Raw genomic sequence first — 21403 nt, 5'->3', positions numbered from 1 at the left:
AAGGTAGCTTGGAATGACGTCGCATATTACTCTCAGTCTTACACGCCTATTGGCACAAAACAGCGGAGCTCCGTTCCTATTCATTGGTTCGGGTTTTTCGAGACGGTATATAGGTCTGGAGCAATGGGATGAACTACTTAAGAGGTTTTGTAGTGGTATAAAAGAATTTGGTTATTACTCCTCTCAACACAATAAAGATATGCCCAAGGCTGCAAGTGAGATGGCTAGGGATTTTAATGATGTCTGGTGGAAGAGTGAGGAGTTTGCCGAGTCTAGAGGGAAGTACTCGGATAATATAAATAGTGTATCCTCCGCACTAAAGCATGAAATAGCTGAATATCTTACTGGTATTAGCCATAATAAAGTTGCGCATGATGGTATTTTAAAGGAACTTGAAGTACTTTCAAGGCTGAATGTGGATGGGATTATTACTACCAATTGGGACTTGTTCCTTGAGGAGTTATTTCCGGATTATAAGGTCTTTATAGGTCAGGAAGAGTTGCTTTTTTCTAATCCTCAGTCTATTGCTGAGGTGTACAAGATTCATGGTTGTGCTAGTCAGCCTAATAGTTTGGTTTTAACGAATGAAGATTATGAGCTTTTTGAAAGCAAGAACCCTTATTTGGCTGCAAAGCTAATAACGATATTTATTGAGCATCCCATTATATTTATAGGCTATTCGATTAGTGATAAAAATATACAGAATATCATAGGGTCTATAGTTAATTGTTTGGGGCAAGATAAACTTGATGTGTTTGGGCGTAACCTTGTTTTTATACAAAGAGCTAAAGAAGGTGAGGAGCCATCTTTTCAGCCTTCGATGATGGCTATCGGAGAAACACGTTTAAATATCACGGTGATTCGAACTGGTAACTATTTGGATGTCTATGAGGCCATCGAAAGTACCAAACGAAAGATTCCTGCACGAATATTGAGATATTGTAAAGAACAGATGTATGATCTGGTTAAGTCAAACGATCCGGAAACTAAACTGGCTGTTGTTGATATAGACCAGATTGATAATAAAGAGGATGTAGAGTTTGTAATGGGGGTTGGTGTCGCGAGAGAACATGAGGGGATATCGCGTCAGGGCTATAAAGGTGTGTCTCTCGATAATATTTTTGCGGATATTATTTCTGTAGATAGTAAATATGATGCGGCGGAGCTTCTAAGGGAAGTTTATCCAACTCTGCTGAAAAGGTCGAATAAATATATACCAGGTTATAAGTATCTTCGTCTTGTAGGTGTTAATAGTGTTGATGAGCTTCGAGCGTCAGAGTTTTCTGAGGTTGAGGCGATACTTAATAAATCCGAAAGAAAGGATTATCGGTACGTTCAATATAAAAAGCAGTACGAAAATCAGTTTAAAACTATGGGGACAGCGGAAATTATCGCCAGTGTCACAGCCGAAAAAGCAACAGTCATAATTCCCTTTCAGGACGATGCTCATATCGATTTGGCTGCTGTAAAAGAGTTTCTATGGGCGAATCGTGAGAGCTTAAAGACGGATGTGTCTTCCTATGCTACTTATTTTCGAAAGCTCGCATGCTTGATTGACCGTGTGGAGTTTGGTTTTTAAATGGTTCTTGGGATGTAATTGCCGTGTTTGATAATTAAAGTTCTGGAGGGAGTAATGTGATGGAATTGGAGTCTGATGGGGAGCGGATAAACCAAGAGTGGGTCGCTCTAAATGCCATCCGTGGTATGATAAAGATCGCTACAAAAGGCGATATTTCCAAAGGTACGTATGATAACTCTTTGGATTTTGGTGCTGAGCTTTATCCTGAGCTGTTGGGTGCAGAGAATAGTTTGCTCAGGCGCGTGCGTGAGAGTGATACTGCAAGAGAGTATAGGCAGCGCGCAGAGCTCAGATCAGTCAGTTCGAAGGTTTATGTTGATCCTGTAAAGCTTTTGGAGGATGACATAAGCGAGTTTTCGTCACTTATCAGTCTTGCTAAGTTGGACAAAAAAGACCAAAAGCAAACAGATCAGTTGAAAAAGAGACTTGGTTTGCTGGAGAAAGCCAGGGAGGAGCTATTACCTGTTGCTCATTCTGAGAACAAAATTATATTTCGCGATGCATATAATGTCGATCGCAAGTTGCCTGAGTATTCAAATGGTTTTGGAAAAAAAGACTATCAACTTCCAGATGGAAATTACCTTCGGTTGAGAGTTTTGCATCCCGATCGGCCTGAACATATCACGGGTGCTGATATTATATATGAGCGACATGATAAGGCTTCGGATCATGTAAGTGTTGTGATTGTTCAGTACAAGATTTGGGAGGAGAAAGCTCTCTATATTTCTGATGCACGACTTAATAAACAGCTTGTCAAGATGGAAAAGTTCACCTGTGGTCAGGGCTTGTGTAACCAGGTTAAAGGAGATAGGTCTTATCGTTTTCCTCATTGCTCAGCCTTTCTTCGTCCTACAGATAAACTCCAAACTGCTGATCAGAAATTTATCTCAACTGGTGAGCACTTACCCATCTGTAGGATTGAAGAGTGTAAAAGTATTGGTGTTGGAGGTGGCGAAAAACTTGAATATGAAAAAATCAAAACAACATCTATTTCTAGTGAGTTGTTTGAGCAGTTGTTTAATAGAGGGAAAATCGGTTCTCGATCATTAACGCATGGTGAGCTAAAAAAATTATATCAAGACTCTTCTGTAATCGATAGTAGTGAAACTGTAATTATATATGCACAAGAGTTTTGAATTGTGGGGCGGCAGTGAATGCACTGGCAGTATTCTGACTTGGTTGTAGCTTTGGCAAAATTTATAAATAAGGTGGTATGTGCTAGAACATTATGTTGGAAGGAGGCGTTGAGTGGACGAAGATTATCCAAAATATTTTTATAAATATCGTGCCGTTTCAAATTTAGGTGATTTGTCTAAAGATTATTCAATCGATGCTCTACTAAGAAATGAGGCGATTTTCTCCAGTAGAAAAAATTTCAATGATCTTTTTGACTCAAATATAGAATTGATAAAGCCAACTCCTCGAGAGTTTAAAATAATTAAATCTCTTGTTGGGAAGGATGATAGAAGATTTTTATCCGAATGTATAAATAAAGGATTGTTCACTTCCAAAGGGCTGAGTGTCATTGAGGGTGTTGAAGCGTCTTTTAATGAAACAATTGATAGTTATGCGTTTATGTCTGTTTCGAAAAACCCTGTCAGTAATTTAATGTGGTCGCATTATGCGGACTCTCATAAAGGATTCTGTATTGAATTCAAATCCGAGTTCATGACGGCTGAAAAAGTAAGTTATCAAAAGCATATACCAAGGCTTAATACAATAGATTTACATCGCCTATATTTTAAAATTTATGATGGTGAAGAACTTGGTCACCAAATTTGGCGTGCTTTGAGAACAAAGCTTGATGAATGGGAGTATGAGTCTGAATACAGATTTCAAGCTAACAACGCAATGGGGCGTATACCCAAAGGTAAGAAATTTATCAAAATACCGTATAATAATAATTTTGTAGAGTCGATAATTTTTGGTTGTCGGATGCAAGATAATGTAAAGAAGTTCATTATGAAACATATGCAGGGTGCGGTAAAGTTTAAGCAGGCAGTGGCAAGAACGAGTACTGTGGAAATAATAAATATTTGAATGCTATTGGTGGGTTTGAATATGGCTGTTGTTGGGAGCCTCCAGAAAGAAGTCGTCGGTAGCCCCAGCGTTTTTCGAGCCTTTCCGATTTGTGCTGAGACATAATAAATGTGCTGGAGAGAAATGCAGGCATTACGGCTCAGAAATAGAAAGCGTTAGCAATGATGTGCGCCCAATACGAACCTATGGACAGAGAGACGCTTAAGTTATGGGGTGCTCGTGGCGCTATGTATTCGATTTTCGTGGGTATTATCGTTTATTCGTTATACGGTAAGTGTTGAACCCCTGATCGGCGCAGCCATGATCGTATGAAGGCGTGGGGGTATTGGTCAAAGGTTTGTTCTCATCAGGCTCTAACCACGTCCGCCACGCCCCACAACCCCTTGAAATTCAGAATTGGCAATCGCCGACTTCTCGTATGCGTGTGGTGCTGAAATCCGTGGACGGTGCTGGATATAGGTCTGACGGGTTTAATGCCCTAGCTCTTATGGCAGACCACCCCGTCCAACAAATGTAGAATCCGGTGAGGTGGTCGGGATGCCGTCTGATCCTGCGTAGGATCGCGTGCAGGAAGCGCTAGCTGAATACGAGCGTAACGCACGCACTCATTCTTTATCGTTGCTTACAGAAGCTCTGGCTAAAATCAGAATACAAACTCATGGTACATGGCTGCCACTTCTGCACGAGTGATACCGATGTACGACATTGTTACCGCTGGACTGGAATGGTTCAGTGTCTTGCAGATCATCTCGATTGAAACACCACCGTTGTACATCAACCACCCACGGGTTTTACGCATTGAGTGCGTACCTAGTTGAAGACTCATTTCATCACCCACGGCTTTGAATGCAGCGCCTACTGCAACGCGGCTGACAGCCTTTCCCTTCGCCCGGTTGCTATCCACTTGAAATAGGAACGTGTGCGTTGGGTGTGCCTTCCTGCGACGTTCGATGATCGCCTTGGCGGAACTATTCAAATCGATGTACCGGGTCTTACCGGTCTTGCTCTCTTTGATCGTCAGGATGTCGCCTTTCACATCGTCGAAGGTCAGGCTGAGCAAGTCACTGATACGGAGTGCAGTGTTCACACCGAAGCGCCAGATGTCCGCATAAAGAGGATTGCCCTTGGCGTTGAGTGAAAGCTTGCGGGAGATTGTCTCTGCTTCGCCGGTTGTCTTCACTGCTTCTACTATGTTCATCTAATTTACACTCCGTGTGATTATAACTCGATATGTAAATTAGAGTATAACCTATTAGGCTATAGCAAGGGTTTTCAAAGGATGGCTTATTTACACAATGATATTCTGTTAATTAGAGGTTTGCTTTTGGCTACTCCATCACCAGTGATGCGCAGAAATGACCAAGGTAGTAGCTTTGTGCCTTCACTCAAGGAAGGACTCAGCATGCGCACATTGTTCTTGGTTGCCGCTATCAGCACGTTGAGCGGTTGTGCTTCACCACCAACCGTAGGTGAGGCTGTACCTGCTCCTAACAACCGATTGCTGGCTTATCAGATAGAAGACAAGGGTAACGACGCAGCCGTCACGGTGGTGAGAGAAGGGGCATTCCAAGGCGGTCAGTGTTTCTTTGGGATTTACGTGGATGGGAAGCTGGTTGCAAGAGTGGACAACAACGAGAAAGCGAGTTTCTACCTGAAGCCGGGGCGGCGGTTGATCGGTGTGGGATCAGACCCACAAGGTTCAGGAAACTGCTCTGGTAACAGCACCTTCAGAAGAGAGGTGGCGACGTGGGTGCTGCCCGGTGAACGCCAGACATTTAGAATCTCATTCCAGCCTATGCTGGACATCCGTCCGTCGTCGTACTGAGTTCACGGATGCGGTGGCTTTCTTCCCCGATTTCAATCGAATTGCTAACGTGAGAAATGGAATCAGGGAGAAAGTGAAACCGTGCTTAACCGAAAACGTCTGAAGGCCAGGCATATTCAGTGCTGTAGCTGAATTGACACATCACTTCGGACTGACGTGACTGCACGTAGCCCCTGATTCACGACCTGTATGTATTCCTGTTACTGAATAGTATTGGTAAGGGTCACAGCGGCTTCAACATCTCTTTGTTCAGCACTGAGTACCGTCTAACCCTGACATCACCGAATACCTTCGATAAATCATGTGGCCTTTGCTTGTCGATTGCACTGGCTATGCTTTCCAGCTTTGCTGTCGATAGCTTTCCGCGCTGGATGTTCACCTCGGATGAGAATGTGTCGTGAGCTACGACTTTCAAACCTTCTGAACTGGATGTGGTCAGGATCGTTAGATAAGCCTGCAATGTGGTTTTGTCGTTCAGTCCGCCAACCTTCGTCTGGATACGGATTAGGAATGGTTGGTCGGAGTAACGTTTGCGCAGTGCCTGCTTGAATTCAACCATGTCAGTTAACAGACTTTTGCTCATCGCTGGGTCAGCGTAGTAGACGGAGTACCTGTGTGACCATTGGTTTTCTGTTAGCAGTGCTAGGTATTTTCTCTTGGTCTTGTCATCTGTATTTTCACTCATCCCTTTCCCCTAATCTCTAATATTAATCTCAAGCACATACTCTCAAGCACAGCACTAAACTCTCAATCACTCCCTTTCCTATATACTGTAATGCTATCCGGCTGACTCAAAATGCCGTTAGCACCCGTATACGTTAGGCTTTGTGATCGCGAAACGGAAAAATCGAAAATTACTAGTGCGGCGATTTTTGCATTACTAGTGCGGTAATTTCAACCCCGTTTCTGGATCATTTACCACTCCGTTTTGTGGTGATGAACCAACCATGCTCGCGATGAACACTCACACCACACGAACACCTTTCAGCAACGCACACAAAAGCCCCGTACAGTGTTATTACACTGCCGGAGCCGTAGCGGTATTACTTTCCATTGTGAGGTGCTCAGGCGTGACTGTGGGGCTTACAGCGGGTGTTGCTGGATCAGTCTGGAACTACCAGTTCACCGAACGTGTCATTCACTTCCTTTTCAATGTCAGTCATTCGTTTCTTGTGGGCATCTTCGATTTTCTTTTTCTCTTTCAACTCAGCAGCCTGAAGCAACTGTGCAGTTAGTAGGTCTTTGTATTTCTGATGTTCGCTTTCAAGCCAAGCTACGTACTCTTGCTTTACCAGCTCATCAAGTGCTTTGAGGTCAGCTTTTGCGATTGCGTCAGGCTTGCGCATGTAGGCCGCGTAGGACATAGGATCAGTAGTTACGGGGTAGTGACTACTGAGTTCATACCCCTGCTCAGCCAGCTTGATGACATTTGTTAAGAGCATGAACGCTATATCGCCGCGTGCTACAGAATGGCTTTCAGATGTCAGATGATATTGATTGTGGCGAGCTGCTTGGCGTCGTTCCAATTCAGCATGGTCAAACTTTGGGGGCACGCCTGAGATTGTAATACGGTCGCTTGTTTTGCTGGTCATTATATTGATTTCCTTTTGCTGTGAATGAGTTTAATCATGTTGGTGATAAGGTATGTGCGGTAACGTTTTTCATCAGCACTGAGTGTGCCAGTGTTTATACTGGCGACTTTGGTTGTCTTGGTGATGATCGCATCACTATCGCCATGAATTTTCTCTACAATTTGCTTGGCTTGTTGCTGTGCCTTTGCACGTCGCTCCACTGCTTTCGAAAGTCCCCGACTAAAATGGTCAAGACTACTACTCATCTTGGGTCTCCTGAGCTTCATAGATCGCTGACCTACCGTACTCAGCTGTCAGTTTGTCGATGATGTCTGTGGTTCTCCGAGCTTCAACCTTGTCGCCAACTGCAATTGCTGAATGGTGCAATGATAGATAATGTTTAATTTGAAGCACCGCCAAGTGCCTTTCGAGTAGTGGCGTATTCATATGTTGTTTATCCTTTTTGATTTTTTTTTTGAAAACATCTGACGTTTGCCTGATTTGGTACTTTGGATACCCGGTTTCCGTGGCCTGTAGGGTAGGCAAAACACGTATCCTGTACCCTAACCAGGAGTAGCGATATTTTTCAGGTTTGGGCCAATGAAATGGCTTAACGTTTAAGTGATTCTAGGAAGCTCGGGCTTACAGCAGCAAGGTCACCCACATTTACCAACACGCCGTTGCGACGCGATTTAACAGCCATCTTGTAGTATTTGTTAAGTACTGTGGTTGAGGCTGGATGAAACATGTGAAGCTCATCCGACGTGGGTGTTTGAGATGTGGTGATTACTTTCAGAATTAGCTGAGAAGGTTTATGAATTACTAAGTAGTTCATTGTTCAATTCCTCTATGTGATACGTTCTATCCTCTACTGTGTAGGTTGAAAGTATTTTGGATTGATTGTGTGGTGGGGGGGTTAAGTATTCACTGCTTCAGTTTGCTGGTTTTCTCGTCAGCACGTCTGAGGTTGTTGGTAATAGTCGACAGCATCACCTGTAGTGCGTGCTGGTGGCTTTTATAGCTCATCCTATCCATTATGGATTCTAGTTGGTGAATTGCTTCGGGGTTAAGTCGCACTTTCACTGGAACACTCCATGCTTTTAGTTAGGCGGTCATGTAGATGATCATTAATTGAAGCGCCAGCAGCGTCAGCTGCTTTGGTAAAGAATGAATGGTTGGCAAGACTGAGCATCAGTTGTACTGGTAACATACTAACTCTCGATCGCCTCCAGTGCTTCGCACGACAGGCTGCGTTACAGGTTTTTGTTTGTGGGCGCCTATTAAGCAATGGCTTATTGCAGGCACGACAGGTGTTAATGGTCATAGAATCTACCTCTGGATGATTAGGAAGTGTTTAATTGTGTTTGGTGCGCACAAACAAAAACCCATACCTCGTTAAAAGAATATGGGTTTTGTTCAGGAGAGAGATTGTTGGAGGATCAGACCACAATACAACCCTTGAAGGAATGGGCAAAGGTTGCACTAGAGGGAGCCGCAGTTGCTGGCTAAAACAACTGGAAAGAGACCGGCTGATCTGTTCTCTCCAATACATACATTCTCTCACAAATGAGAATAATTGTCAATACCGTAATGGTTGTTTTGAACACTATTTATTTGTATCTTGTTTAAATCCTGCCATTAGGTGTTGGTGGGGTTGGAGTGACGAAATGCTCCGCCCATACCTCAATAATTGGTTTTATAACTTGTGAGCAAAGCTGTGTTTTGCCGGCTGAGCTATTAACTTTAATTCCCGTTATCAAATCTAGGGCAACCAAAGTAAATAGCTCCACCGTTACAGGTTAATGCGTTTGCCTTTACAGACCTGCCTGCTTTTCGATGTACTTCTGGGCTATGTCCAAAGCCACATCTCCGATTTTTCCGGCAGCGGAATAAAGAAAGCCTTTCAAATGGTGTTTTGCTGATAATTTATCTTCGGGTGCAGAACTTTTATCGCTCAGTTCATGCACGGCAGATGCTAGTGTGGTTTTATTGCTTCCAGCGTATAGTTCGATTAACTCAAGTAACTGCTTTGCGTCCGTGCCAAGATGTTGGTCGCCAAGTATTTGCTGAGCTACTACTCCGTTAATTGTTCCTATAATCTGGGGGTTTACATTTATAGTTACATTGTTATTTGCTTCTGGGAGCTGACGGCGATCTATGGAAAGGGCTGAGGATATTCCAGTGACGGCAGGTACGCTTCCATCAATAATTTTTTCAATAATTTCCCAGTCGCGCTCAGTTCTGGCATGTTCGGAAAGTTCACTTTCTAGAATATGTCTGATGGCAAGAAGTTTTCTTTCTCTTTCTTGCTTTATATCTACATGCAGTCTTCTTGCCTCTCGACTATATCGCTCGACTAAATTGAATACTTCGGCTTTGTTCAGGTGTGTCGATTCTAATAGTAGTTGTGCGTGTTCAGGGTTGGAGACGCACATTTCCATAAAGGATGAAAACTCATTGAATTTCTGAGGGAGTATTGTTGGCTCTACACCATCCCCTCCAAAGAATTCATAAACTACACCGTGATTCGTTCTGTGTTGTTCTTGACGGACGTTTAGACCGGAAACTTTGTGTAAATATTCTCGGAATAGCTGCAATAGCTTCTCCGCTTCATTTGCCCACATTCTCTCGGAAGGGACATAGATTCTGAATATTAAGTTGCTGTCATTTTGCTCGACAAATTTGGAGGCGATAACAACTAGCTCCACATTTTTCCTGTATGGAATTATAGTTATTTCATGCCTAGTAAATAAATCTGTAACCTCTTTGATCACTTCTGTAGGGAGAGGGTCAAAAACGTCTATGTAATCTAGTTCGTACTCATAGTCTTCAGCCAGCTCAGGATCAATTAGCTCAGGATTAATGCCTTCAACTTGACCTGCTTCGGGAGCTTCTTTGTATTCCTCATAACATTCCTCGTACTCGTCCACTCCCACCAGTAGCGACTCGTGTCCGAGGAATAAGTTTGGTTTTGATGCAATCAATGTTAATAACTTTTCTCGTACTTCGCTGTATCGCTCTTCGCACAGTATCCTGAAGGTTGTACCTGTTAACTTTACAATAACGGAGGACACATTGAACTCATGAAATATCGCTATTATTTTTTCCCAGTTTTCTACGCGAGATTCTAGCATCTTTCGTTTATATAGTGCGCCGACGGCCTTTAATCTAATAGTGACGCCTTCAGTATCTGCTTTACCTAGAAAAAGCACTATCTTTGGTTTATTTTGCATTTGATTTTCCGCTCTCATTGCCGCCTTGACGGATTATCAAAAGGGCTATGGCTTAAACATAGCAGTTTACATGTCTGTAGTGAATAGGCAGTAGCCCCACTGAATGTCGTCGCTTGCTGTGTTTGTCTGCATGCGTCCAGTGAGTGGGGCAGGATTTTTGTTGTGGAAATATGTTGCGATTATGAGAAGTTGAATGACAGGTTGGAAAGGGCATCTAGTTTCTGCCGAGGGCTAGCACCTTCGTCATAAACGTCAAACGTAACCAATCCAGTTTCGTGACCGACAATGTTTGCAACGGTGGGGCCAGTTACTCCACTACGAAGTAGCAGGGTGACGACCATCGACCGCACGCTGTGGAATACGTGGTGTTTGCCGAAACCTTGTGCTGTTTTCAGTCTGCCGAATGCCTTGCTAAGGGAATCGGATCGAATCCCGTACTTGTTTCCGGCTGAGCTTGGTAGGAGGAATCCGTTTGTACTATCAGCAATCAGGCGTTCTACCGTGTCCAACAAGGAAGGGTGAACAGGTATTTGCCTGATACCAGCGACAGTCTTGCTGTCGTCAATGTTGAAGCTCAGAACACCTTCAATCTTCACCACCGATTCTTTGCGAAGCTGAGCAAGCTCCTCGATACGGCAGCCGGTGTGGGCACCCAACATGATCAAGTCACATAACGTCTGGTTACCGTCTGCTTGGGCGACTCCGTACAGGTATTCAATATGCTCTGGGGCGAACGCCTTGCGGGCTGCATCTGCCTTGGCTTTACCACGCACCTTGGGAAGTTCTTGCCCTTTGAACGGGTTGTCGAGTCCCAGGTGCAACTCTTGCCAACGCGCATCATTCTTCGTTGCCCACCGCCAGAACGTTGAACCTGCTAGCAAGTATTGAGCTTTGGTCTTGCTAGATAGGATGAGCGTTTCCAACCACGCGGCAATGGTCGCACTGGTCAGCGATGTACCTTGATCACGAAGGTAACCAGACAGCTTTGTGAGCTTGGCTTCCTGCTGGTCAATGGTCTTGGCCGCAATTCCATCTTTCACCCGGTACGCTCTGAACTGTTCCAGACGATGATCCGTAATAGGTGAAACTGGTTTGTAGGTTGCCGGGTTACGAGCAATTTTTTGAGCTTCCTGCTGCTCAATTTCAGAGAGGTTGTACTCGTCTGCGATACACGCCGCTTCTATATCGCTCATGATCGTTAAGAGTTCATTGTGAAGGTCAATTGCCTCCCCGGCAGTAACGCCGTTTTCGATCACAGCTACGTACTTTTTTACGTGTTCGGTGAGTCGATCTGCAAAAGCATTTTGGCCCTCGCTGCGAAGTTCTGTGACAATCTCTGGTATGCGCTCAAACCATGAAAGATTGGGCGCAGGGGTGTTCGGAGGGAGCGGCGTATAAATACGGGTTACCGCACTGGAGAGCTTCGCCTGAAGTTCAAGCCCCGCCGTGTGTTGAGCGAGTCTCCACTCATCCCCACTATCAGCTTTGGAATCTCGTGCCGCCTTGATGTCGGCTTTCCACTGAGCGAGGATCGGAAGCCGCTTGTCCATGGCTTCAGCCTTATTGCTGGTGCCCGTTGTCTTGATCAGCTTGGCGCGACCACCAAAGGCTTGACGAACGTCGGCTGGTACTGCCATGCGAACATACCAAGTGCTTTCGCCGGGTTTCTGTACAAGGTGAGTAGCCATGCTGATCGGTCTCCATTTTGACCACTCAATTTGACCACTCTTGATGCTGGAAGCCAAGAGATACCGGGCTATATGGGCTGTAGGTCTGAAGTCGGAGACTCCCTATCTCTCCGCCATTACATAGAAAAAGCCCCGTAGCTGAATAAGCTACGGGGCTTTTTCGTTTTTGGTGCCATAAAAGTCCTACATACCCTTCCGCACAGCTTTGTTCATACCTCCTTCCAAGATTGAAGCCTGGGTGTTTGCCGGTCTTCGTCGACACGCCATCGTTTTTTGGGAGACGGGTATATTGATTTACCGAGAGACGCCCACCGAGGCGCTCGCACTGAATGGCATCACCTGCGTAAGCAGCGCGCTCACTCCTGCGCGACGGCGGGTTGGGGCGGGGTCAGCTCCAATACGCGATCACGTCCGCCCTCGGCCAGCAGATAAGTCCCGCGCGCAGTCGGCACGATCGATTGTGGCGCTTTCAAGAATGACAAAATCGTCTGCTGGTGCCCTTGTTTGTCGATCAGCAACAGCCGCGCGCGGTGGGTGGCGTCTTCATTGATCCATAACCCGCGCTCATCGCACATCAAAAACGTCGGCTGGTTCAGCTTGGCCAGTACCACCGGATCACTGCCGTCTGCGGCTAGCTCACGCACCGTGCCTTCTTTCTTCTTCGTGTAGAGCATGCGGCCATCGGTGCAGCGGATGATGGATTCACCCTCATCGAGGTCTTTGCGCACGACGCTCAAGGTCCGGTCGCTCCAGCGATAACGCAGGAGACGGCCCTCGTCGCGACGGTCCTCCATCGCATAGAGGTAGTCCCCGTCGTCCCACAGACCTTGCACGTTTTCGCCCCTGAATAACTCTGTGACGGTACCGTCCTTGAGGAAGCTGACGGGAGAGTCGAGTGCTTCCTGGCTGAATACCCAGCCGCCACGGGTGGAGAGCATACCGTCGGGTTTGGACAGCTTGCCCACCACCACTTCGCGTGTCCCGTCCAGGTGAATGCGCACGATACTGCCCTTGGCGTCGTCGAGCTCCTGGCTGACCATCAACGCGCCGTCCGGTAACGGCATCAGCGAGGCAGCTTTGGGCACATCGCGGTGCAGCACCTGAACAGTCCAGCCGCTCGCCGTACTCACGGGGTAGAAGTTTTGCCAAGTGAAGAAGCCCAGCGCGGCGAGGCAGGGCAGGCCTACCAGGCATACAGCTCCTTTCAGCGCTCGGTGTAGCGTTTTTCTGCCGGATGCCTTGCTCATTGAACTCTCAGTCGAAAACGGTCGGATTGCAGACTACGCACCTAAGTGCTTTTTTCAAGGCAGCTTTTTCAAGACTGGTTGGCCTGCCATTGTCTGTAGAGTCGTCGGGCGACTTCCATTCGCGCGATCAGGATCACCAGGTAAATCATCCAGGCCATCGACACGAGTATCAGCGAGAACAGTAGCCCGCGCTGTTCGCTCAAACCCTCTCGTACGTATTTGTTGTAGTTCTTGTCGAGGAAGAATGAGCAAATGATGTCGAGTTTATCTTCCGGTAATCCCGGGAGAAGAAAAGCCTGTAGCGACTCGGACGACCGGCAGTGTTCTACCATCAGGACGTTGTCGGACCAGATGCCGAACTTCACGTTATCTTCAGATAAATAGAACGATGGAGCATCTGGGGCGTTTTTCAGGGACACCATCAGGTACTTCGATTCAATCAGAGGAACCGCAATGGCTACACCTGCCAAAAGCACGAAAGCGAGTACAAAAAAACAGTTGATGCGCCATTGTGCGAACCGCCGGGTGATGAAATTCAGCGCTGTGAAGTCGCCCCACTCTATGTAGCGCTTCACGCGGCCGAAGTCGCGCGGGGCGAATTCATTGCTGTACATCCAATCCTCGGCCAAGTCTGCCTCCCGCAGCGTTTTGGCAGGGATGTTGAATTCGTAGCGGTAATATTCAAGCTCGCGCAAATCCTTGCGCATGCGTTCAAAACGTTCTGTTTCGAAGCGCGTTTTGCCCCCAAAAAACCGCCATATCCAATCCCGCAAAAACAGCAGCGATCCGGAACGTCGGTAGATAAATATCAACAGTCCCGCGATAGCGAGAAAGGTAAAGGCACCGCTGAAGAAGGCGAAATGCTCGACGTACCAAGTCAGTGGTGTGCTTTTTACGATCGGTTCGGCCATGGCTGGGTCCATTAGTCATAAAGTCGAACGCGGGATTCTAGGGAACCAGAGCGAGCGTGTCTTTACGTCAGAAAAAACAGGAAGCAACTGACGGGGGTCTCAGAATCCGGCTAAGCCACAACTGCAGTTTTTCTGGCGGTCCTCATGCATGGCTTCCCACCGACAGTCGTACGATAATGCCGTCCATCCCGCTATTGACTGGCCGTTCTCCGTGATCATCAACTTCGACCTCAACGACCTCCAAGCCTTCCGCGCTGTGGTAGACAAGGGCAGTTTTCGCGGCGCCGCGGAGGCCATCCGTATCTCGCAACCGGCGCTCAGTCGGCGCATCGAAAAACTTGAATCCGCGCTTGATGTAAAGCTGTTCGAGCGCACCACCCGACGGGTCAGCCTGACCATGGTGGGCCGTGCATTCCTGCCGCAAGTCGAGCGCATGCTCGACGACCTCGACATCGCGCTGATGGGCATCAGTAACGTCGCGTCCACGCGCATGGGCGATGTCATCATCGCCTGCGTGCCTTCGACTGCGTACTACTTCATGCCTCACGTGATCTCCGAATTCCACAAGCTGTATCCAAAGATTCGCCTGCGGGTGCTGGATGCCAGTGCCGGTGAGGTGTGCAATGCGGTGGAAAATGGCGAGGCGGATTTTGGCGTGAGTTTCAGCGGCAGCCTGCCCGATGAAGTGGAGTTCGAATTGCTGCTGCAGGAGCGATACGTACTCGCCTGTCGCCGTGATCACCCGTTGGCCGAACGTGACAGCGTGACCTGGGCCGAAGCCTTTGAGCATGACTACATCACGGTGGACAAAACTTCGGGCAACCGCTTCCTGCTTGACCAGGCCTTGCGCGGCGTACGTGTGAAAAAACCGAGTGTCTGCGAGACGCACCACGTGACCACCATGATCGCGTTGGTGGAGGCGGGGTTGGGGGTAGCGATGGTGCCTTCGATTGCAATGCCGGCGTGCGCGCACCCGGTTCTGGTAAGCGTGCCGTTGGTGGAGCCGCAGGTGATGCGCAATGTGGGCTTGATCAAGCGCCGCGGGCGGACATTGCCGCCCGCGGCGCTGGAGTTGGAACGGTTGGTGCGGGAGATGCCGTTTCGGTCAGCGTGACACCGAATCCAGGCCGGTGGATTGCACCAGCGGTTGCGCCTCGGGCGAGGCCAGGTACTTCAGCAACGCCTTGGCTTGGGTCGGGTGTTCGGCGTTCACCGGAATACCTGCTGCAAAACGCGTAACGGACTGCACGTCTTCGGGGATTTTGCCCACATAGGTCACGCCCGGTACGGGCAACAATTCGGCGACCTGCTGCAGACCCACTTCGTAGTCACCTTTGGCAACCTGTTCAGCCACCGGAATACGTTCGATCATCGTGCCCTTGGCCGGCATGCCGAGCTTCTTGAACAGCTCTTTCTCGACATACACACCGCTGGCACTGTCCGAGTACGCCACTGACTTGGCCTTGCTCAGCACTGCCTTCAGCTCTGCATCGGTGCCGATGGCGGGTTTCGCCGCGCCTTCCTTCACCACCAAACCAATCCGCGAGTCCGCCAGTTCCACGCGAGACGCTGGGTCGACCTTGCCTTGTTTGATCAAGTCATCCAGGGCGTAGCCGACCATGATCACCACATCGGCGTGTTCGCCCCTGGCCAGGCGGTTGGGAATCGCTTCCGGCGCCTTGCCCATGGACGGGCCGAGAATGGTATCGAGGGTGTCACCGCTTTGCTGGGCATACTGCGGGCCAAGCAACTTATAAGCGGCGGTGAAGCCACCGGAGGTCATTACCTTGAGCTCCTCGGCCTGGGCCGACAGCGCCAGCGCGCCGAGGGCCAAGGCCGCCAGTGTGTTGAGCAGAGGTCGCATCATACCGCCCCCTGCAGCATCTGCCCGCGAGTGTTGGCGCGGCGGTACAACGCCAGGGTCGAACACAGTGCGCACAGTGCGGCGAACATCATCCAGTAGGCCGGTGAGGCCTTGTCCCCGGTGATGTGGATGAACCAGGTGGAGATCGCCGGGGTGAAGCCACCGAAGATCGCAGTTGCCAGGCTATAGGCCAGGGAAAAGCCCGCCACGCGCACTTCCACCGGCATGATTTCGGTCAGTGCCGGGATCATCGCGCCGTTGTACATGCCATAGAGGAAGGAGAACCACAGCAGGGTTTCCAGCATATGGCCGAAGCTCGGTGCATTCACCACGTAAGACAGTGCTGGATACGCTGTAAGAACCGCCAGCGCTGTCATGGCGATCAGTACCGGCTTGCGGCCGAAGCGATCGCTGAGGGTGCCGCCGATGGGGAGCCATACAAAGTTCGACACGGCCACCAGCAACGTCACCAGCAGGGCGTCCGAGGTGCTCAGTTGCAGCACGGTCTTGCCGAAGGTCGGCGCGTACACCGTGATCAGGTAGAACGCGGTAGTGGTCATGGCCACCATCAGCATGCCGCCGATCACAACGGTCCAGTTTTTCACCAGGGTTGCCAGCACTTCGCGCATGGTCGGGCGATGCTTGCGGTTGGCGAACTCTTCGGTTTCCTCCAGGTTGCGACGCAGCACAAAGATAAACGGAATGATCACGCAACCGACAGCGAACGGAATGCGCCAGCCCCAGTCGGCAACCACCGACGGTTCCATCCACACGTTCAGGCCATAACCCAGCGCAGCGGCGACCACGATGGAGATCTGTTGGCTGCCCGACTGCCAGCTGGTGTAGAAGCCTTTACGGCCTGGGGTGGCCATCTCAGACAAGTACACCGACACCCCGCCCAGTTCCGCACCGGCCGAGAAGCCTTGCAGCAAGCGACCAAGCAACACCAGCAGCGGTGCCCACAGGCCAATGGTCTGATAACCCGGCACCAGCACGATCAGCAACGTACCGCTGGCCATGATCGAGAGGGTCACGATCAGCCCTTTGCGGCGACCGACGTCGTCGATGTAGGCACCGAGAATGATTGCGCCAAGTGGGCGCATCAGGAAGCCTGCGCCAAACACGGCGAAGGTCATCATTAATGACGCAAACTCATTAGCGGCCGGGAAGAACGCAGCCGCGATGTAGGTGGCGTAGAAACCAAACAGAAAGAAGTCGAACTGTTCGAGGAAATTGCCCGAAGTAACGCGGAATACCGCGCCAACTTTCGAGCGGGCAGAGTCGGGGCGGGAAGGGCTAGTCATGGTTTTGTGTCTCCAGCGTTCTTTTCAAAGTGCTTATTTCGCTTAAGACTATGGATAGTGGCTGACACATTTAGAAATGATAAGTGAAAATTTTGGCTTTATTGATGTTCAGGGATTATCAATCCCTGTGGCCGTCAAAATCTCTTTCCCTGTCCTATGCTTGAACAGGTGACCGATGCTTAAGGAAAGAGGTGGCTATGGGTAACGAACAAAAGCGGCGCGATGAACCAGAGCGTGAGCAACCCCAGCGGCAGCGCGAAGAGGAAAAGCCGCAGACCTGGAAGCATCCGGACGACGGTACGGAGCTTTCCGAGCGCGATCAGGAGTTTCCGCTCAAGCCCTGAGCAACCTATCCGCCTGTGATGCTGGCTTATCGGAAATTAAGCGCATAGACGGCGTGCGCCGCGCTTTCTACACTGCGACCTGTCTTGGTGAAACGGGCAGGCGCCGATGAATCGCAATGAATTACGCAAGGCCGACATCAATCTGATGGTGGTCTTCGAAGCACTGATGCTTGAGCGCAATGTGACGCGGGTGGCCGAAAAACTTTTCCTCGGCCAGCCGACCATCAGTTCGGCCCTGAACCGTTTGCGTACCTTGTTCAACGACCCATTGTTTATTCGTGTTGGCCATCGCATGGAGCCCACCGCGCGCGCCGAGGAAATCATTCAGCATCTGTCCCCGGCCCTCGATTCCTTGTCGTCGGCCTTGAGCCTGACCCACGATTTTGACCCTTCCATCAGCACCATGACGTTTCGCATCGGTCTGTCCGACGATGTCGAGTTCGGCCTGTTGCCGCCGTTGCTGCGCGCGCTGCGCCAGGAAGCGCCGCAAGTGGTGTTCGTGGTGCAGCATGTCGATTATTGGCGCATCCCTGACCTGCTGGCGTCCGGCGATATCACCGTTGGCATCACCCAGACCCGTGGCCTGCCGGCGAATGCCAAGCGCAAGTTGCTGCGCCATATCCGTCCGCGACTCCTGCGCGCGGATGCCTCGGACACACCGCTGACTCTGGATGAATATTGCTCGCGGCCCCATGTGCTGGTGTCTCACACCGCCAACGTGTCGGGTTTTGCCGATGAGTGGCTGGCCGAGATTGGCCGTAAGCGCCACGTGGTTTTATCGGTACCGCAATACAGCGCGTTGCCGGCGTTGCTGGCCGGCACCGACCTCATCGCCAGCCTGCCGGACTACACCGCCGAAGCCATGGCGGTGTCGGGCAATCTGTTTTGTGAGCCGTTTCCGTTCGAGACACCAACGTTGGACTTGTCCATGGTTTGGCTCAGCCATGTGGACACCGACCCCGCCGAGCGTTGGGTGCGGTCGAGACTGGAGGCGTTCATGAGCGATAGAGGGTTGGGCGCCAAGGCGTGACGCTATATATTCAAGAATCTTCCTACAACAAGCCTCGGAGCAACCCATGCCGCATCTGCACCTGGAATACACCGCCAACCTGACAGACCTGACCGTCGATAAAACCCTGTTGCGGCTCAACAATGTGCTAATGGCGTCCGGGCAATTCGGCTCCGAGTTCGATATCAAAAGCCGTGCGGTGAAGCTTGAGCATTTTCAGGTAGGTACCTCCCTCAATCCGCGCGGCTTTATTGCGGTGAAGCTGTCATTGCTCAGCGGGCGTTCGCCGCAGGTCAAGCAGCAGCTGTCGGAAAGCCTGCTGGCGGTGTTGCAGGACCTTAGCCCGTGGCCCGAAGGCGTGCAGGTACAACTGAGCGTTGAACTGCGCGACATGGACCGCGATGCCTATAGCAAAGTCGCTATCGGCTAAGGCTTACAACAAGCCCTGATCGGCACATACCTTCACCACCTGCTCGCGAAACCAGGTATTGGCACTGTCCTGTTCACTGGTTTCGTTCCACTGCATATCAAGGGTGAACCCCGGCAATCCGTTGGGCGCCTCGCAATGGCCGAACACCGGCTCTGGCGCCAGTAGCTTTTGCACGCGGCGGGGCAGGGTGAGGATAAAGTCGGTGCCGGTGATCATCTTCAATGCCGCGCTGTAGCTGTTGGCACGGGCGACCACCTGGCGCTTGTGGGCCTGGCGCGCCAGCCAGCCGTCGATCATGTTGGTGTCGGAGGTCCACGGCGTGGGGAATACATGTCGCCGTTCGACGAAGGATTGCAGGCTGAATGCTGGCTCCCTGGGCGCTGAGCGTTTATCGAAGACACACACCAAATCGTCCTCCAGCAGCATCTGGGTCTTGAAGTCTTTGTGGGCGCGATGAAAATGCGGGCCGAAGCAGATCACCAAGTCCAGACGGCCTTCGCGCAGGTCATCGGCGGGGATGTCGGTTTCCAGCTTCTGCACATTGACGATCACCGGCAAGTCGGCCTGGTCGAAGGTTTTCAGCAGGCGCGGCAGGATCAACTGTTCGAAGTATTCCGGTGCACATACGTTGAAGGTCACGGCTTTTTGCGTGGGGTCGAAGGCCTGGCCACCGGCGTGGCACAGGTTGATGCTTTCGAGGATCTTCTGCACATGGCCGTACATGGTGGTGGCCTTGTACGTAGGACGCATGCCCGCTCGGGTGTTGATAAACAGCTCGTCTTCAAAGCTGGTGCGCAGCTTCTTCAGGCTGTAGCTCACGGTGGACTGGCTGACGAACAGCGTTTCGGACACCTCGGTAACGCTGCTCTGGTCGTAGACGGCGATAAACACCATCAAGTCCTGCATATCGAGTTTTCTGAGCAAGTTACTGTTTAACATCGGTTTCGTCCGTAAACCCTTTGTACCGAACTCAGTACAAGACAGCCCAAAAGCTTAACGGAACGTGCGTACCAATAGAAAGCTCTGTAGGGCGTTTCTATGTTTGCAGTGGGACAAATACTGTTTGCAACACGACCTCAGCGGATATGTTGCGCGTAATGCCTCGGGTTGAAGCGCGTGACGATCAGCAACATCAATACGATCACCGCCGTCAGCGACCACCAGGCCCATTCGAAACTGCCCAGTTGGTCACGGATCATCCCGGCGATCAGCGGCGACAGACCGGCAATCAGGTAGCCGATGCCTTGCACAAAGGCAGTGAGGCCACCGGCACGGCGCGGGTTGTCCAAGTGATCGAGGGACAGGATCAGGCTCATGGGGAATAGGCCGCCGATGCCCAGGCCGAGCAGGCACGGCCACAGCAAACTGAGGGATTGCGGGCTGAGAATCAGGCCGCAGAAACCGATGATGATCAGCACCAGCAGCACGGCTACCACGCCGCGTTTGTCCTGGCGGCGGTTGGCGATGGCGGGTGTGATCAGGCCAGACACCACTTCCATGGCGGTCAGAAAGCCCAGCAGCAGGCCGGCGTCCTGCTCGCTCCAGCCTTGCTCCACGTAGTACGGCGCCAGCCACGCGAGTACACACGTGTAGGACGCGGTGCCCAAGCCAAAAAAGATCGCCAGCAACCAGGCGCGGCGATTGCCGAAAAATGATTCCTGCGGGCCGGAACCGGCCTCGGGTAATGGCGGCATTACCGAACGCTGGGCGTACCAGAACACCAAGGCGAGCAACGCCAGCACGGCCCAGATCGCCAGGGCGATACGCCAACTGCCGGTGTGCGTTTGCACGAAGGGCGAGAACGAAGCCGCCAGCGCCGCGCCACCCATGATGGCGGTGACGTACAGGCCCATGAACAGTGAAACGTTATCGCTGAAGCGCGACTTGATCAGCGCCGGCATCAACGCCTGGATCATCGCAATACCGATCCCCGCCGCAATCGCGCTGACGATCAGCTCCAGCGCCGAATCCAGGAACAACCGCGACAGCGTTGCCACGCCGATCACCAGCAGCGACAGCAGAATGCTGCGGTGTTCACCAAAACGCTTGGCCAAGCCCATGCCAAAGAACATCGCCAGGCCCATGGTCATGACCGGCAACATGGTCAGCAACGCCGCGCTGCTGAAACTCAACGGCACATCGCCACGAATCGAAGACAACAACGGCCCCACTGCAGCCATCGACGGGCGCAGGTTAAGGGCGACCAGCACCACGCTGATCATCAGCCAAACGGCAGTGGTGGGTTTTGCGTGAACGTTTTCCATGGGCCTGCCTTGAGTGAACAAGGGTGAATCAGGCCACGCATGGGGCAGGTGGGCAAATGAGAAAGTCGCAGGCACTATCTAAAAATTGCAGTTC

At 50.5% G+C, this 21403-nt stretch carries 20 protein-coding genes; 8 read left to right on the top strand and 12 right to left on the bottom strand.

Annotation, left to right across the window (positions count from 1 at the left end; genetic code table 11):
• The first annotated feature begins 13 nt into the window (after window positions 1-13).
• The 3 genes from G9Q84_RS20495 (at window position 14) to G9Q84_RS29640 (ending at window position 3619) form a co-directional block, all read left to right on the top strand.
• The gene (locus tag G9Q84_RS20495) at window positions 14-1579 is read left to right on the top strand and encodes an SIR2 family protein (protein WP_181644000.1); all 1566 of its coding nucleotides are present in this window, start codon (window positions 14-16) and stop codon (window positions 1577-1579) included.
• A 59-nt stretch (window positions 1580-1638) separates the two neighbouring features.
• Window positions 1639-2715, top strand: a complete 1077-nt coding sequence (locus G9Q84_RS20490) for a hypothetical protein (protein WP_203219274.1) — start codon at window positions 1639-1641, stop codon at window positions 2713-2715.
• A 112-nt stretch (window positions 2716-2827) separates the two neighbouring features.
• On the top strand, window positions 2828-3619 hold the full coding sequence (locus G9Q84_RS29640; protein ID WP_181643999.1) for a DUF2971 domain-containing protein: 792 nt from the start codon (window positions 2828-2830) through the stop codon (window positions 3617-3619).
• A 643-nt stretch (window positions 3620-4262) separates the two neighbouring features.
• Here the strand turns inward: G9Q84_RS29640 and G9Q84_RS20480 are convergent.
• Window positions 4263-4817 carry a tyrosine-type recombinase/integrase gene (locus tag G9Q84_RS20480; RefSeq protein WP_181643998.1) on the bottom strand — a complete coding sequence of 185 codons (555 nt, stop codon included), beginning with the start codon at window positions 4815-4817 and terminating at the stop codon, window positions 4263-4265.
• 204 nt (window positions 4818-5021) lie between these two features.
• Here G9Q84_RS20480 and G9Q84_RS20475 point away from each other — a divergent pair, with 204 nt between their 5' ends.
• Window positions 5022-5444, top strand: coding sequence for a 3-isopropylmalate dehydratase (locus G9Q84_RS20475; RefSeq protein WP_181643997.1), 423 nt, complete (start codon window positions 5022-5024; stop codon window positions 5442-5444).
• Between the two features lie 223 nt (window positions 5445-5667).
• On the opposite strand, the gene G9Q84_RS20470 is transcribed toward G9Q84_RS20475, so the two are convergent.
• From G9Q84_RS20470 to G9Q84_RS20440, 7 genes are all read right to left on the bottom strand, one after another.
• Entirely contained in the window at window positions 5668-6129 is a 462-nt protein-coding gene (locus tag G9Q84_RS20470) for a hypothetical protein (protein WP_181643996.1), read from the bottom strand.
• 418 nt (window positions 6130-6547) lie between these two features.
• Window positions 6548-7036, bottom strand: coding sequence for a hypothetical protein (locus G9Q84_RS20465; protein WP_181643995.1), 489 nt, complete (start codon window positions 7034-7036; stop codon window positions 6548-6550).
• Entirely contained in the window at window positions 7036-7281 is a 246-nt protein-coding gene (locus tag G9Q84_RS20460) for a hypothetical protein (protein ID WP_181643994.1), read from the bottom strand. The genes G9Q84_RS20465 and G9Q84_RS20460 overlap by 1 nt, the downstream gene beginning before the upstream one ends.
• Before the next feature lie 1548 nt (window positions 7282-8829).
• On the bottom strand, window positions 8830-10248 hold the full coding sequence (locus tag G9Q84_RS20455) for a hypothetical protein (protein WP_181643993.1): 1419 nt from the start codon (window positions 10246-10248) through the stop codon (window positions 8830-8832).
• A gap of 179 nt (window positions 10249-10427) precedes the next feature.
• A complete protein-coding gene (locus G9Q84_RS20450; RefSeq protein ID WP_181643992.1) occupies window positions 10428-11936 on the bottom strand; it encodes a tyrosine-type recombinase/integrase in 1509 nt (502 codons plus the stop codon).
• Window positions 11937-12292: 356 nt separating this feature from the next.
• Window positions 12293-13183, bottom strand: coding sequence for a hypothetical protein (locus G9Q84_RS20445; RefSeq protein WP_241089440.1), 891 nt, complete (start codon window positions 13181-13183; stop codon window positions 12293-12295).
• Window positions 13184-13251: 68 nt separating this feature from the next.
• Entirely contained in the window at window positions 13252-14094 is an 843-nt protein-coding gene (locus G9Q84_RS20440) for a DUF6216 family protein (RefSeq protein ID WP_181643991.1), read from the bottom strand.
• A gap of 211 nt (window positions 14095-14305) precedes the next feature.
• Here G9Q84_RS20440 and G9Q84_RS20435 point away from each other — a divergent pair, with 211 nt between their 5' ends.
• Window positions 14306-15208, top strand: coding sequence for a LysR family transcriptional regulator (locus G9Q84_RS20435; RefSeq protein ID WP_099601501.1), 903 nt, complete (start codon window positions 14306-14308; stop codon window positions 15206-15208).
• Here G9Q84_RS20435 and G9Q84_RS20430 read toward each other — a convergent pair.
• Both G9Q84_RS20430 and tcuC read right to left on the bottom strand, forming a co-directional pair.
• Window positions 15200-15958, bottom strand: a complete 759-nt coding sequence (locus G9Q84_RS20430) for a substrate-binding domain-containing protein (RefSeq protein ID WP_122680432.1) — start codon at window positions 15956-15958, stop codon at window positions 15200-15202. The two genes, G9Q84_RS20435 and G9Q84_RS20430, sit on opposite strands and share 9 nt — an antisense overlap.
• Complete coding sequence (gene tcuC / locus G9Q84_RS20425; protein ID WP_032888673.1) at window positions 15958-17262, bottom strand: MFS transporter; 1305 nt, start codon at window positions 17260-17262, stop codon at window positions 15958-15960. The genes G9Q84_RS20430 and tcuC overlap by 1 nt, the downstream gene beginning before the upstream one ends.
• A gap of 197 nt (window positions 17263-17459) precedes the next feature.
• Between tcuC and G9Q84_RS20420 the strand changes: the two genes are divergently transcribed.
• From G9Q84_RS20420 to G9Q84_RS20410, 3 genes are all read left to right on the top strand, one after another.
• Complete coding sequence (locus G9Q84_RS20420; RefSeq protein WP_163034878.1) at window positions 17460-17606, top strand: hypothetical protein; 147 nt, start codon at window positions 17460-17462, stop codon at window positions 17604-17606.
• Between the two features lie 106 nt (window positions 17607-17712).
• Entirely contained in the window at window positions 17713-18636 is a 924-nt protein-coding gene (locus tag G9Q84_RS20415; protein WP_017526706.1) for a LysR substrate-binding domain-containing protein, read from the top strand.
• A gap of 46 nt (window positions 18637-18682) precedes the next feature.
• Window positions 18683-19045: a 5-carboxymethyl-2-hydroxymuconate Delta-isomerase gene (locus G9Q84_RS20410; protein WP_032888675.1), complete on the top strand. Its 363-nt coding sequence runs from the start codon at window positions 18683-18685 to the stop codon at window positions 19043-19045.
• Window positions 19046-19048: 3 nt separating this feature from the next.
• Here G9Q84_RS20410 and G9Q84_RS20405 read toward each other — a convergent pair whose 3' ends face one another.
• Together G9Q84_RS20405 and G9Q84_RS20400 are read right to left on the bottom strand one after the other, a co-directional pair.
• A complete protein-coding gene (locus G9Q84_RS20405; RefSeq protein ID WP_032888678.1) occupies window positions 19049-19984 on the bottom strand; it encodes a LysR family transcriptional regulator in 936 nt (311 codons plus the stop codon).
• 137 nt (window positions 19985-20121) lie between these two features.
• A complete protein-coding gene (locus G9Q84_RS20400; RefSeq protein ID WP_181643990.1) occupies window positions 20122-21309 on the bottom strand; it encodes a CynX/NimT family MFS transporter in 1188 nt (395 codons plus the stop codon).
• Between the last annotated feature and the right edge of the window lie 94 nt (window positions 21310-21403).

The organism is Pseudomonas sivasensis, from assembly GCF_013778505.1.
Lineage (GTDB): Bacteria > Pseudomonadota > Gammaproteobacteria > Pseudomonadales > Pseudomonadaceae > Aquipseudomonas > Aquipseudomonas sivasensis.
Note: the sequence above shows the minus strand (reverse complement) of the source record. Positions and strands in the feature narration are given on the sequence as shown.

Bases quoted from the DNA above. Each gene is read 5' to 3' on its own strand.
- G9Q84_RS20495 (WP_181644000.1), top strand. From the start codon at position 14: ATGACGTCGCATATTACTCTCAGTCTTACACGCCTATTGGCACAAAAC.
- G9Q84_RS20490 (WP_203219274.1), top strand. From the start codon at position 1,639: ATGGAATTGGAGTCTGATGGGGAGCGGATAAACCAAGAGTGGGTCGCT.
- G9Q84_RS20480 (WP_181643998.1), bottom strand. From the start codon at position 4,817: ATGAACATAGTAGAAGCAGTGAAGACAACCGGCGAAGCAGAGACAATC.
- G9Q84_RS20475 (WP_181643997.1), top strand. From the start codon at position 5,022: ATGCGCACATTGTTCTTGGTTGCCGCTATCAGCACGTTGAGCGGTTGT.
- G9Q84_RS20470 (WP_181643996.1), bottom strand. From the start codon at position 6,129: ATGAGTGAAAATACAGATGACAAGACCAAGAGAAAATACCTAGCACTG.
- G9Q84_RS20465 (WP_181643995.1), bottom strand. From the start codon at position 7,036: ATGACCAGCAAAACAAGCGACCGTATTACAATCTCAGGCGTGCCCCCA.
- G9Q84_RS20460 (WP_181643994.1), bottom strand. From the start codon at position 7,281: ATGAGTAGTAGTCTTGACCATTTTAGTCGGGGACTTTCGAAAGCAGTG.
- G9Q84_RS20455 (WP_181643993.1), bottom strand. From the start codon at position 10,248: ATGCAAAATAAACCAAAGATAGTGCTTTTTCTAGGTAAAGCAGATACT.
- G9Q84_RS20450 (WP_181643992.1), bottom strand. From the start codon at position 11,936: ATGGCTACTCACCTTGTACAGAAACCCGGCGAAAGCACTTGGTATGTT.
- G9Q84_RS20445 (WP_241089440.1), bottom strand. From the start codon at position 13,183: ATGAGCAAGGCATCCGGCAGAAAAACGCTACACCGAGCGCTGAAAGGA.
- G9Q84_RS20440 (WP_181643991.1), bottom strand. From the start codon at position 14,094: ATGGCCGAACCGATCGTAAAAAGCACACCACTGACTTGGTACGTCGAG.
- G9Q84_RS20430 (WP_122680432.1), bottom strand. From the start codon at position 15,958: ATGCGACCTCTGCTCAACACACTGGCGGCCTTGGCCCTCGGCGCGCTG.
- tcuC (WP_032888673.1), bottom strand. From the start codon at position 17,262: ATGACTAGCCCTTCCCGCCCCGACTCTGCCCGCTCGAAAGTTGGCGCG.
- G9Q84_RS20420 (WP_163034878.1), top strand. From the start codon at position 17,460: ATGGGTAACGAACAAAAGCGGCGCGATGAACCAGAGCGTGAGCAACCC.
- G9Q84_RS20415 (WP_017526706.1), top strand. From the start codon at position 17,713: ATGAATCGCAATGAATTACGCAAGGCCGACATCAATCTGATGGTGGTC.
- G9Q84_RS20410 (WP_032888675.1), top strand. From the start codon at position 18,683: ATGCCGCATCTGCACCTGGAATACACCGCCAACCTGACAGACCTGACC.
- G9Q84_RS20405 (WP_032888678.1), bottom strand. From the start codon at position 19,984: ATGTTAAACAGTAACTTGCTCAGAAAACTCGATATGCAGGACTTGATG.
- G9Q84_RS20400 (WP_181643990.1), bottom strand. From the start codon at position 21,309: ATGGAAAACGTTCACGCAAAACCCACCACTGCCGTTTGGCTGATGATC.